Below are 13,838 nucleotides of genomic sequence, written 5' to 3' on the forward strand. Positions count from 1 at the left end.
TAAGTAATGAATCTTATTTTTTATTTAAAAAATAATGAAGCATATTAATTTTTAGTTTTAAATAGTATTCTAATTAAGAAATAATAGTTATCTTTTATTTCAAAAAATATTATAGTCTTATAAATAAGACATAAATAAAAATATTGTTAAAAATCTTTATTTATAAGAAAAATATAAGAAGTTAAACCTAATAAATCATTTTTTGTTGTTTCATATTACCGTTTTTTTTTTTTTGTTCAGAATTACTGAAACGATTGACTTGGATGTTGATTATTTATATAGCTATTTAACGAAATTGATTTAAGATTTTGTTTTAAAAATTAGTTTAAAGTGAAAAGAAAAAACTTTTTAAAGTTAGTAAGTTTATTAAGTATTGCTTCAGTAGCAGCAATTTCGGTTGCTAGCTGTAAAAAACCAACCACAGAACAAAAAATGCCTCAAAAATCTGATGATTCAAATAATAAAAAAACTGAATCTGATGATAATAAAACTAAAGAAGAAAAAACAACTCCACCTACTGAAAGTAAACCTATAGATACTGACAAAAAAACTGACAATCAACCAAGTAAAGAATCAGTAGATGAGTCTAACAACAAAGCAGATTCAGATAATTCAGGAACTGATTCTTCCGCAATGAACCACGAAGGAATGCCTAATAGACCTAATCAAGATGATAATTCTAGTTCGACGGGAACAGGAAATACTAGTAATGCTGAAGGATCTACTGAGGCTGGCAGAGATGCTGCAGTAGATCATCAATCTAACGAAGTAAAAAATCCTAAATCGTCTGATGGCTCGAAATCGGAAGATTCTGAAAAAACTGGATTAGATAAAGAAGAAATGCCTCCTGTAGATCCGAGTTTTGCATCAGGTGGATTAACTACAAGCTGAGGTGATACAGGTCTTCCTGGTATTGATAATAAAGAATCAACTGATAAATTAGAAGATAATCCTTCTGAAACAGGAACTAAAGATAATGATTTAATGCAACCTTCTGTTTCTGATTCAGGAGTTGGTATGACTCATAGTTGAGCTGATGATGGAATTTCTCAACCTATTGGAGGTGAAACTAGTCCAACAGAATCAGAACATTTTACTACTGGTTGAGCAGAAAATGGAGCTTATAATAACACTGATCCTTCACAACCAGATCAAGCATACCCACCAGCAACTGTTGGTTATCCTTATGGATCGGATGAAGCAACTACTAGAGAAACTTCACCAGAACCAATACCATCGGATAATTCAGGGTTGTACAAAACTAGTAGTTGAGGTGATACAGGTCTTACTGAAACAAGTCCTGATCTTTCTAAATAAAATATCTTAACTAAAACTAAATTAACATACTATCTAACAATAGAATTAATTAATATAATTTAACTATTGTTTTTAATCATCAATAATTCTTTAGGAATTATCTTTTTAACTATAAACTCATATATTACAATTGCGTTTTTAGTTTCGATCTAATAATTGATAATCCATCACCAATCATTATAGGTGATGGTTTTATTTATAAGAATGAATGAAAACTTAAATTGATAAGTTAATTGAAAATATTAATAAAACCTAATAAGACTTTAAATAACGATTGATACGCTAATTTTATTTTTATATAATTATTTTTATACAATCAAAAACATTTTGTATTTGATAAAGAGATCAAACAAAAGATCATGATAGATACAGTATTATTTAAAAACTTAGTAACATTAGTGATATTTTTCTTAATGTTTTTGATAGCATTGATTTTTTCTATTAGTCTTTGTAAAGATTTAAAGATAAAAGTAGATCATCTTAGAAAAGATAAAAAATCCTCGTCTGAGTCTAAACTAAAAGATAAAAAAGTAAAAGAGTCTATTCTAGATCAAAAAAACAAGGATGAACAAAATAAAAATGAATTAATAAATGAATCGAACAATAATAAACCATCTGATAATAAAGTTGTAGATTTAATTACTATAAATGAAGTTATTAAAGCTCAAGAACTAGCAGTAAATAATCAAAAAAATCAAGAGAATAAATCTAAAGAAGATAATCAAGAAAAATTTGCTGATAACAAAAAAGATGTTATTCCTGTATTAGCTAATAGTGTTGATAAAGCTGATTTCAATGCTAAAAAAGAAGAACTATACAAACAAATTGATTTAAAAATTAGCAATAATACTTCGATTATTGAAAATAACAAAAATGATAGTAGTTCTAATTCATCTAATATAGCTATTAAAAATAGAGAAGATTCATTAGATAATAATAGCGAAATTCAGACTGAAAAAAATAAAAATTTTGTTGATGATTTTATTAACGAATTTTATAAAAAAATTGATAAAAATGAATCTATCTCAAACGGTGATATTTCTAATAAAGATGAACAATTTAAAGTTAAAAATCATGACTTATCTAAATATGAAATAGAATCCTCTAATTCAAATATTGATGAACTGATTAAGAATACACATTCAGAATTTTCTAAAAAAGATTATCAAGAAAAAACTAATGAATATGATAAATCTAAATCTGATGAAACTAAACTTGATCAAGGAGATAATAACTTCAAAGAAGAAGCTATAGCTAGTGAAGATAATAAACCTAAGTTTGAAGATTCGTTAATAAATCTACTAAAAACCAATCAAGAAGAAAAAGATAAAAAACCAGAACTAATCATTATCATAGAAAACCCTTTCCATATTCTTAAATATAAGAATGATAAATATGACATTAGAGGGTTAAAAAACTTTATTGAAATAAATTCTCGATATTTTTTAAGTGATGATTGCGATCACCTTGAATATAAGAGTTATCCATTGAATCCAGACCTATTTAAACGATCTCACATATTAATAAAGAAAGATTACAAATTCAACGATAATGATATTCAAGAATTTATTAAAACTCTTGAAAACTTGGCGATTCCTTTTGATTTAAATGAAACAGATCAAGAAGGGATTATAAGACAATTTAATGATTCTAATAGAAAACTTGAAAGAGATCCTAATATTATTAAACAAGCAATCGAGCTAATAGTTGTTAATTGCTTATTTGAAAAACTAAAATCCAAAAAATTAGTTCATGAATTAAATAATGAAGATAAAACTATCAATGTTGAAGCGACTTGAGATTACAATTCTTTATAAATTTATATTCAATTAATAGTTGTTGCTTGTCAAAAATGAATTTCTTAAAATACCCCATGAAGAAATTCATTTTTTATTTATAAATAAGCAATAAATTTTTTAGGTTTTATTTATATATATAACCTTAACTTATTTTTATTAAATTTAGTTGATTGATTATCTTTATTTTCTTGTAAAAATATCAAACAATATACAAATCTAGAAATTATCTAAAAAAATAAATATTTTGATCTAAACTTGTGAAACAATCATCTAAATAATCTAAAGATTAACCAACATTATTTAAATAAAATATATTATCATATAAGTTAATAGATTTTAGATAGGTTCTTAGGCGATTCTAATCGCAATAAATCATTATTATGAAACTTAAAAAGTTAAAGATTTCACTTAGCTTGATAAGTACTTTGAGTACATTTGGTTTCATATTATCTGCTTGTAAGAAACCACAAGCAGATAATATGAATTACATAAATGAGTTAAAGAATCAATTAAAAGAATTATTAGATAGCGAAACTAAAGAATTAGCTAAGTATAACAAGTCGAAATACGAAGAAATAAGACAAGCTTTATCTCAAGTGTACGATAAAGCTAAAGAAGCGAGTCATAGAAATGATTATTATGTTTTATATGGAGCTAAGCAAGAGTTAGAATCAGCAATTAAATTAGCTAAAACTCAAAAAGAAAAACTTGATAAAAACAATGATTCTAGTAATCAATCTAATAACGATAACGAAGTAATCGGTAATGATAACGAACAAAATAATTCCGAATCGGATTTAAATGATTCAACAGATCAAAATGATAATTCGAATCATTCAGAACTAAATAATAACGGTTCTAATCAAAATAATAATAAAGTAGATAACTCAAATAATGATAGCGATACTACTATAGGTATCATTAAACCAGAAACAGATTCTACGAATTCTAATAATATCGAATCAGATTCAACTGATAATAATCAAAATCAACCTAACAATCATATTGAAACTAAACCTGGTCCAAATGATCAAACTTTAACTAATGAAGAAATCAATAATTACTACGCAACGCATTCTGAATTAAAACGTTTTAGTTTAGCTAATCAAACTAAAACTTATAGTAAAAATTCAGATTATTTACAATCAAACTTTAATCGTTCAATTTCATTAATTTGAAATTTTGATGATGGATCAGTTACTGCTGGAACATTATGATTATTGGATTATCATAAACAATCAAATGCTAAATATAAATTGTTCTTTGCTACTAACTACCATGTAGCTTTAGAGCTATTTGGAACTAATGATTATTCATTCAATGCTCAACCTAACCGAACTAAAAAAGTTAAGGATGTTTTCATTGGTGTTGCTGATGATTGAAGAAATAAACATTCTAAATTTAAATATAAGAAGTTAAGAAAAGAACAATTTCCTAAAACCTTGTTTTTAGGGCACAACTTTATGGATGATAAAGTTGCTAGTCTATTCAATAACAAAAGATACTATACCGAGTTTTCAGTTATTGAGTTTGATTATGATACTGAGAAATTTGCTGAGCCTTATATAACAGCTAAAGAATACGCCGCATTATCAAAAAGCGACCAAAAAGTAGTATCTCAAGCAGCTAAAAGAGAAAAAGAAGATAATAAGTTAATTAAACAGCATCTAGATAAAGCGATAACTGAACTAGATATCTCGATAAATAAATTTAAAGATGGTAGTCACAATATGCAACTAAATTCATTGCCATACGCAACAATGGATTATGGTTCAGTTAATCTTTATATTAATAACTACCTAACTAGAAGTAATGATGACAATAAAGTCTTCAATCAACCAAATACAATTAATAAGATTATTAAGAATGATGCTGACATCAAAAAATTCTTCGCTGATACTAAATTAAATGTTAAACCATTAACAGATTATTTCATCGGTTTTCCTTATGAAATAAATAAACCTAACCCTTCGTTAGTGCATTACAATGTAAGTTCTAATCTCTTATCATCTAATGATAAGATTATTGATAACTTAAGTAACAATGTCTTTGTTACTCAAGATGTGAATAATGGTTATGCAATTGCTTCGCATGGAGCAATGTTTAACAACGAACCTAAAGGTTTGTTTTATGGTTTAACATATTCTATGTTAAGTGATAATTCAATTATTGGTGGTATGAGTGGTTCTTTAGTAACTAACGAAGATAATTTACCTATTGGTTTATTATTCGCTTCAGATGGTAAGATTCCTTTTTTAGGTGATGATAACACTTATAAGAATGTTAATAATGCTTTAATGGTTGGTTTTAGTTTGAATGTTCCATTCTGATCTTCAAAGATTAATAATTATGTAGAGCCTTATAACATTATTGATGGCACTAATAAGGCTAGATATCCTCATCAAACTAATTCTTATCGTCAAACCTTACATAAGGTTTATGGTAATGATTATAAGACTGCATTGTTTAAATAAATTAATAAACAATAACAATTAATTTATCAATAGTTTTCTTTCTTATTAATAAAAAGACATATTTTAATTAGGTTAGATAAAAACTATATTGTTAAGAATAATATCAAACGTTATCGCTTGAATTAAAAAAGTTGTTATTTAATCTTAATATGAGTTCAAACGCAAATAAAAATAATTAAAATTTTATAAAATAAAAAGGTGTCATGAACTTTAAGAAAGAAACCTTAGATCAGATTATTCTAGAATTAGCTTATAGTAGTTGCAGCATGGAAAACAATACCTTTACTTATGATGAAGTAAGAGATTTATTTGCTAGTAATAAACCGCCAACAGGTCAAAAAAATAACCAAGAGTTTTATGAATTAGTTAATTTTAAAATGGGTATTGAATACATTGTTAAGTTTTATGATCAATTAGATATAAGTATTGATACCATTTTAAAATTACACAGCATTATTATGCGTTTTATTTTGGATGATAACGGTGCTTTTCGTAAGCATAATCTAAAGATTAAAAGCGCTAAACATATCGGTAGTGAGCATAGTAAAATTGTTAGTAAACTAGAACAACTTAATAGCAATTTTAAGAACGAAATTGTTGAAGTTTTATCTGAAAAAGATCGTACTGAATTAATCTTAAAGTATCATTGTATTTTTCATAAGATACATCCTTTTAGTGATGGTAATGGAAGAGTGGCGAGAGCGATTATGTTCTTAATGCAACTTAAGTATAAAACCAAGTTATATTCTGTTAATCCTGATATTAAAAACGATTATTTTAACGGAATCAATAAATATTTATTAACTGGTAATATTGATGATTTATACAATCTGATTAAAGATAATTTAATTAATATCGATTAGTTTATTCAAAATATTATTACCTATTTTTTTACAAAATCTTCTTGTTATTTTTTAAAAAACTAACAATCCACAACTAGAATTTTTGATATTTTTTGTTATAATAATGGGAACAGATAGAGATTAAAACTAATATAAATATTAGCATTTTCATTAAAACTCAGATTGTTAAATATTTTTGAATTTTATTACAAAAGTAAATATCAAATTAATAAGTAGTAAATAATGAAATTAAAAAAATCTAGACTTCTTTTTTCTTTATTTGGTGCATTGATTACTCCAAGTTCAATTTTAGCTTCTTGTACCAACCCTAAAGGATTAAATTACCAACTTGAAAAGCAAAGTTTAAGCTTGATCTTAAGTGATCAAGATAGTGAAATGCGTAAATATGATGATTCTAAATACCAAAAAATTATTGTTGAATTACGCGAAGCTTTTAGAAAAGCTCAAGAAGTTTATGATAACGACTCATCATCGCTAGAAGATATCAGAAATGCAATCGATGCTTTAGAAGTTGCGATTGATAAAGCTTTGCAAGATAAAAATAGTATTGATCAAATCTATAACGACGATAACAGAACAGATAATAGTTCTAGCGATAAAAAATCAACTAGTTCATCCGATTCAACTGATTCATCGGTATCATCAACAGATTCGGGTAATAACAATTCAAGACCTAATTCAAATAGCGAAATAGGTGCTAATGGCTCTAATGAAAATGCGACTTTAGGTGGTTCTGTAGAATCAACAAATAATAACAATACTTCAAATAGTTTAGGTAGTACTACTGCTGATAATACTAAGTTATTTAATTACTTAACTGATGGTTTAATGAATATTGATGCTGGTCAAGATGATCAAGTTTTAGGTTCTGGAAGTGATATAAACGAAGCATTAAGTCGTTGAAACAATCTACCAGATGATGTTAAATCAAAACTAGCTAATGTTAAAAATAAACTAGATCTATTAAAAAACCGTTTAACCAATCTAGAAAACACTCTACCTCCTTTTTCTAAAAAATATCGTGATGTTTTATCTAAAACAACTCCTAGTGTTGATGATGAAACAAAGATTATTATTGCGCTAGCAGAATACGAAAGATTAAGCAGCGAAGAAAAAGAACAATACAAGGCTGATAAAGCTAAATTGGAGAAATTTAAAAAAGAGATCCCTAATATAAGAGCTAGTCAAGGTGCAGATGCGATTTATTCTAGAAGTGCACAATATTACAAAGTTGATTATTACAATGTTTTAAGTTTAACTGTTGATACAGTTAAAGCATCTGATTACAAATCAATTAAAGCAGCTAAAGATTCTATGGATAAACTTCTAGTTGATATTAGAAGTATCCTGAAGAAAGAAGAGACATTAGTTAATTCTTTATGAACTAAAGTTAATGAATTAAGAAATAATGAAAGTTCATACGAAACTTCAAATTCTCTTGATACTAGCGAAGAAGACGAAAGAATTGAGTATACTCCTACAGCTTCTAATAGTGAATATGTAAATCCATCGACATACAATTTCGCTAATAAAACAATGTTTGTTTACGGAGTTAATGCTCCTAGTTACAAAGATAATCCTGAAAAATGAGTTAATAGAGGTGATGTAGTTAGATTAGCTTTCAAAAAAGAATATGGATGATATGACGTTAATAAGATAGCTTTACTTGAAAATCAATATGGTGACTTCAACTTATGTTGAGCAGCATCTGCTTCTAATTTACTTCACTGATGAATCAATAATAACAAAGAATATATTGATCAATACTTTGCGTTAAAATCAACTTCTGATTGATCTAAGAGTGTTCCGATGTATTATCCAGAACACCAATCAATTAAAAATGACAAAGAAGAAGGAAGAAGTCAAATTTTCCAAAAATTCACAAATGCATGAATTGATAGAGGTGGTTTTATCAATGATGGAATTAACTGATTCATTTCAGGTTGAAAACCTAGAACATCAGGTTATTTAGTTAATACAGAAAATAACAGAGGTGGATATTTCAAAGATGTATTTACCCCTAAACCTGTTAGAGAAACCAGAGGTCGATCAAATGATGTGACTGAAGATCATAATGGTTTAAGTTATAGAGGATTCAATAATGTATTGAAAGACGCTTTCTTAAACAAAAAAGCTGTTGGTTTCTCTTATCCTGGTCACGCAATGTCTATTTGGGGTGCTGAATTTGATGCTAACGGAAATGTTGATTACATTTATTTCTGTAATAACAACTATGGTGATCAAGAAGATGATTTAAATGGTGGTTCATTAGTTAGAGCTAAAGTTGTCTCTATTGGAAATTACGGTGTCGGATACTATACAGACCCATTCTATGCTAATAATCCTAAATCAATTAAATCATTCACAGTTTTACCTCTTTATCAAGATACTTGAAAGCAATATTTAAATAAACACAAACAATAATAATAAAAAATCTACCATTCAATTGGTAGATTTTTTATTAATTTTTTGATTAAAGCCAAACTTATCTTTATTTGATTTAGTTAATGGATGTAATATTAACTAATTAATAATTAGATCAATAGTACAATGTATAAGAATTTAAATTAACTTAGGGTGATTATTTTGGTTTTATTCAAAATATTTCATATTTTTTCTTCTTTTTATCAATTAAACACATATCTTTATTTGCAAGAAGTTTTAATTGATTTTAAACACTACATAAGAATAAATATAGTATTTTTAAATCTTTTTTATGAAAATATTTTGTGACTCTAAGGATTTCAATTTATAAATAAGCAAAATAAAAAACTCATCAACCTACTTTGAGATTGCTGAGTTTTTAATTAAAAGGAATTAATGGCTTTAATTTTTTTATTTAAATTAAAGGTATTTTTCGATCTTTTCTAACGTCCAACATAGTTTATAAAAACATAAAACAATGAAAAAATTTAGAAAGAAAACATGAAAGGACAAAAATAGTTGAGAAAAAATTACGAAAGGAGAGAAATAATATGAAAAACAAAATAATAAAACTATTATTGTCGTTAGATTCTATTATCGAAAAAGCGAGAGATTAGAGATTAAAATGATTTAACAAAATTAATAGTAATAATTTACTATTCTTCAGAATCAAATAAGCTTAATATGCTTTTTGTTTCTATTGACGAGTTTGTCTCGTTTTGAGAACCGTTTTTATTAACAACAACCAGAGCATTTTCAGTTACAGACCCATTATTATCAGTTATGATCTTTTTTCATTCAGGAAATTTATCATATTCAGTCGAATTATAACTATCAGGGCGATTAATCAAAGCATTAAAAGAAACATCTAAATTGCTATTAGAATGAATCAAACCACTAGGCTTCTTACCAAGGATCGTAACGATACTTTCATCACCATCAACAGATTTGCTACCAAACACAATATGGGCATCCTTGCTGACAGAATTTTTGATTTTTGCGTTATACTCATCAAACAATTTTCCGGGTAATTGCTTGTTGAGCTGATACATGACAATCAGCTTATTGGTCTCTGATCAATCATTGTTTAATAAATTAAAATTTATTAAACTGCCTTGGCTACTCGGGATTTTAATCTCTTTCACCAAGAATTCATACGACACATCGCTTTCTTTATCAAAGAAATACATTAAGTCGCCGAAATCAATATTCTTAATTTCTTTTTCTTGAGCTAGTTTAATAATTGCATTAACCGACGTTCCGATTTGATTATTAACTTCATTATTACGAGCTTCAACTGTTAGATTAGATAAACTTTTGTTTAAATCATCGCTGTTAATAATGTTAATAGCTGTAGCATTTTTTAATAATTCATAAAGACCATCAGTTGCTCTTTCATAAGTCTGATTACCTTCATTGTTAAGCGGCATAATCGCATAAGCTAGAGTAATAATGTTTTTACTATTTGCTTTTTCTACGATATAAGTTGAACCACCAGTTCCAGTACCCTTACCAAGTCCAGCGATTACAATACAAATATCACAATCACTTAAGATTTCATCAAGTTGCTGATCATAATATTCTCTTATTGCTTTTTTAGCTTTTTGAATATCTCCACCAGCTCCATTACCATAAGTATATGGTGAATCGATAAAGCATTTTTTTGCTTTAGATTTATTTCTAACTAATGCATTAAGATGTTTAGCGTCAGTGTTTATTTGATAGAATGTAACGTTGTCGCTAACTAGATCATTGAATTTAGTAACTATATGTTCGACAATATTGTTGCCAGCACCACCGATTCCTATTACTTTGATTTTGTAATCTTTTTTATATTTACTTACAAAAAAATCTATTTCATTATCATCAATAATTTGCGGTTGAATAAATTCATTAGCAATTGGTTTATTTTCAGATTGCAAGTCAAATGAAAATGGAGTGTCATTTAAAGATAAAATATGTTCGCTAAAATCACCTAATTTTATCCTGTTATTATAATCTGATCCATTAGAGCTTTTCAACTCCGTTTTTGCTATTTGTTGTCTTAATTTTTCTAACTCTATTTTCATTTCTTCTAAAATTTTAGAGTCATCCATATTTTTTAGTTTATGATCAGACATAATTAATTAATATTTAGATTTTTATTATTTGATAGCGATTTTTGATATGATGTTAGCAAGCTCCTTATTTATTGATAAGATCATAGCTTTTCTATCACTTTCATGATCAAAGTTATAATCGTGTGGAGTAGTGATGTAGTTATCAATCTTATTAATAGAGCAATCATGTTCGTATTGTCTTTTAATAGCTAAATAAGATTGCATAAATTCGTTTTTATAATCTCATAGCTTTGGAGGGTACAATTTACTAATATCAACATCATTAATTAATTCACCATCCTTATTTAATAAGTTATTAGCAATAGCGTAATTGTTAATAGTATTTATAATGATTTCTTTAATTGGTTTGTTAAATTCTTTTTTAACTAATTCCAATTCTTTGTTAATAAAATCGACAATATGAACTAATTGTTTTTGAATAAGTATATCTAAATCGGCTTTTGATAAGTATTGATAACTTAAAAATTCCTTATTAGTTTTAATTAATAAATTGAATTTGTTATCTTCATTTAATGATAAAAGATCGTTATTAAAGTACATATTAACTATTTCGTTAATATCTCTATTGTTGTTTGCATCTTTGTTGTAGTTTTTCGCATTCAAACTCTTAATTAGGTTTTCTTTAACTTGTTTTATTCCTAAGTTTATTCTTTTAGTGATTACGTAATTACCATCTAAATAAATATTAAGATTAGTAAAGTTTTCAACCATATCAACAACAATCGTATCATTAATATCTTTAACTTGCTGAGATGCTTGATAATTAATTTCTTGAGTAGAAATGCTTGAAATTTTTACATTTAATGTTTTAAGAATATCTCTGATTTCAGGTATTAAACCAGATTTAGAAGTATAAGTTAAAATAACAGCATAATATTCTTTACCAACTTCTAATTGATCAGCAATTTTTCTAGATTGTCTATCAATTGTTTGGAACACTTTGTAATTAACAAGCTGTTCATTAACAGGGCGTGTTCTTTGTTGGTTTAAAACAAACTTTTTGATTTCGTTATCAAATTGATCAGCACTTAGATAACTGATTGGCGCAGTATTAATTTGGTTAGTTTTAAGATCATTAATTAAAGAGTCAAAATTAAGAATTACTTTTTTGATCTCCATCTTATTTTTTTGATTGAACAAATCAATTTGGTGGCGAATCTTTTCTAGCAATAATCTTTTATTAATGATCTTAGTTTCGTCGTAATAGTTTTGGTTTTTAATTGAGACTTGACGTAATAAATTAATACTTTGATCTCTATTTGTTGATAATACAAAATCAATTTTTTCCTTCGCAAAATTGATTGTGCAATAAGTTTGTTTTAAGTTATACATGCGCTATTCTTTTATCCTTTCTAAAACAAACAGCTTAGCTGATCTTGATCGCTTGTTTGTCTCAAGTTCATTTTTACTTGGTTCAAGTCCCTTATTATAATGATTTTTGTATTTTAATAGTTCTTCGTTATTCAATGGAATGTTTGTTAAAGATGCTGTTGATGTTAAATTACGAAATGCCTTTTTAATAAGTTTTTCTTCTAATGAATGGAAGGAGATAATAAGTAATCTACCATTCACATTTAATAGTTCTGGAATAATTGTTAAAACTTTTTCTAAAACATCTAATTCTTTATTAACAGCTATTCTTATTGCTTGGAAATATTTTCTTGCAGGGTGTTTCTTGCTATACAATTCTTCTTTTTTTACATTAGCCTTAATCAGTTCAACTACTTCAAGAGTATTTAAATCTTTTTGTTCAAATGCTCTTTTAAGTTCATTAGCAACTCTAAAAGGATCTTTGATCTCTCCATACTTCTTGAAGATTGTAATTAGTTGATTAACTGATGAGGTTTTAATTAATTCAGTTGCGTCAAGCTTTTGATCTTGATCCATTCTCATATCAAATCGACCAACTGAATGGTAACTAAATCCTCTTTTAGGTTGATCTAGTTGATAACTAGATACGCCCAGATCAATTAAGCATCCATCAATTTTGTTGATTTCTAATCTTTTTAAATGATCTTTAAGATTGGCAAAATTATCCTTAATCAGTTTGACATTGCTATATTTCTCAAATAATTTGTTGCAATGATTTATTGCTTCGTAGTCTTGATCAAATCCAAACAACTTCGCTTTATCAGATAAAGCATTAATGATATTGTAACTATGTCCGCCAAACCCAATCGTTAAATCAAGATAAATACCATCTTTATTAGTAATCAGGTTATCTATCACTTCTTTTAATAACACTGGGTAATGAATCTGATTATTGATTATCATCTTCCATCGATTCTGCTAGTTCATTAAAGTTATCGAAATTAGCTTCGTTAAATTCATCGTATGCTTTCTTGTCTCAAATTTCAACATGATCACCCATACCAATGATTACAACTTCTTTTTCAAGATTAGCCATCTTTTTAAAGTTAGCAGGAATTAAAACACGGTTAGCGCTATCAATTTCAATAGTTAATGAATTAGCAAATAATAAACGTTTATAATTACGGTTTTGTTGTTTGTTATTTGATTTGCTTAAGAACTTATTAGCGTAATTTTCAAACTCTTCAGGGGTACGTAATTCCAAGCATCCATCTAATCCTCTAGATAAAACAACACTTTCTTTAATAAGGTTTCTTATCTTAGCGGGAACGCTTAATCTACCTTTAGGATCAATATTATGTTGGTAATTGCCAATAAACATATTATTTCACCTCCTATAGCAGAATTCTTACGTACTTATATTTTAAACAATTTTTTCCCACTTTGCCACACTTTTTAACACTTAATTATTTTGAAATCTTTAAAACCCTTTATTTATAAGGGTTATAACGATAAATAATTTTTTTGAAA

9 protein-coding genes are annotated in these 13,838 nt (G+C 26.8%); 5 read left to right on the top strand and 4 right to left on the bottom strand.

Annotated elements, in window-relative coordinates; genetic code table 4:
* The first annotated feature begins 330 nt into the window (after nt 1-330).
* From NMG77_RS01645 to NMG77_RS01665, 5 genes are all read left to right on the top strand, one after another.
* Nucleotides 331-1,317: a hypothetical protein gene (locus NMG77_RS01645; RefSeq protein WP_255046018.1), complete on the top strand. Its 987-nt coding sequence runs from the start codon at nt 331-333 to the stop codon at nt 1,315-1,317.
* A 359-nt stretch (nt 1,318-1,676) separates the two neighbouring features.
* Nucleotides 1,677-3,134, top strand: coding sequence for a hypothetical protein (locus NMG77_RS01650; protein ID WP_255046019.1), 1,458 nt, complete (start codon nt 1,677-1,679; stop codon nt 3,132-3,134).
* Nucleotides 3,135-3,496: 362 nt separating this feature from the next.
* On the top strand, nt 3,497-5,590 hold the full coding sequence (locus NMG77_RS01655; RefSeq protein ID WP_255046020.1) for an MIP family Ig-specific serine endopeptidase: 2,094 nt from the start codon (nt 3,497-3,499) through the stop codon (nt 5,588-5,590).
* A gap of 203 nt (nt 5,591-5,793) precedes the next feature.
* Nucleotides 5,794-6,453, top strand: coding sequence for a Fic family protein (locus NMG77_RS01660; RefSeq protein WP_255046021.1), 660 nt, complete (start codon nt 5,794-5,796; stop codon nt 6,451-6,453).
* Nucleotides 6,454-6,675: 222 nt separating this feature from the next.
* Nucleotides 6,676-8,877, top strand: a complete 2,202-nt coding sequence (locus NMG77_RS01665) for an IdeS/Mac family cysteine endopeptidase (protein WP_255046022.1) — start codon at nt 6,676-6,678, stop codon at nt 8,875-8,877.
* A 656-nt stretch (nt 8,878-9,533) separates the two neighbouring features.
* On the opposite strand, the gene NMG77_RS01670 is transcribed toward NMG77_RS01665, so the two are convergent.
* From NMG77_RS01670 to mraZ, 4 genes are read right to left on the bottom strand one after another with little or no spacing between them, the layout of a single operon-like run.
* Nucleotides 9,534-10,997 carry an FtsZ/tubulin family protein gene (locus NMG77_RS01670; protein WP_255046023.1) on the bottom strand — a complete coding sequence of 488 codons (1,464 nt, stop codon included), beginning with the start codon at nt 10,995-10,997 and terminating at the stop codon, nt 9,534-9,536.
* A 24-nt stretch (nt 10,998-11,021) separates the two neighbouring features.
* Nucleotides 11,022-12,329: a hypothetical protein gene (locus tag NMG77_RS01675; protein WP_255034970.1), complete on the bottom strand. Its 1,308-nt coding sequence runs from the start codon at nt 12,327-12,329 to the stop codon at nt 11,022-11,024.
* A 3-nt stretch (nt 12,330-12,332) separates the two neighbouring features.
* The gene (gene rsmH / locus NMG77_RS01680) at nt 12,333-13,271 is read right to left on the bottom strand and encodes a 16S rRNA (cytosine(1402)-N(4))-methyltransferase RsmH (RefSeq protein WP_255046024.1); all 939 of its coding nucleotides are present in this window, start codon (nt 13,269-13,271) and stop codon (nt 12,333-12,335) included.
* Nucleotides 13,258-13,689 (bottom strand): division/cell wall cluster transcriptional repressor MraZ, encoded by a 432-nt coding sequence (mraZ, locus tag NMG77_RS01685; protein WP_255034972.1) that lies wholly within the window; start codon nt 13,687-13,689, stop codon nt 13,258-13,260. The genes rsmH and mraZ overlap by 14 nt, the downstream gene beginning before the upstream one ends.
* Nucleotides 13,690-13,838 lie beyond the last annotated feature (149 nt).

The sequence above is a fragment of the Mycoplasma bradburyae genome, from assembly GCF_024339025.1.
GTDB lineage: Bacteria > Bacillota_I > Bacilli_A > Mycoplasmatales > Mycoplasmoidaceae > Mycoplasmoides > Mycoplasmoides bradburyae.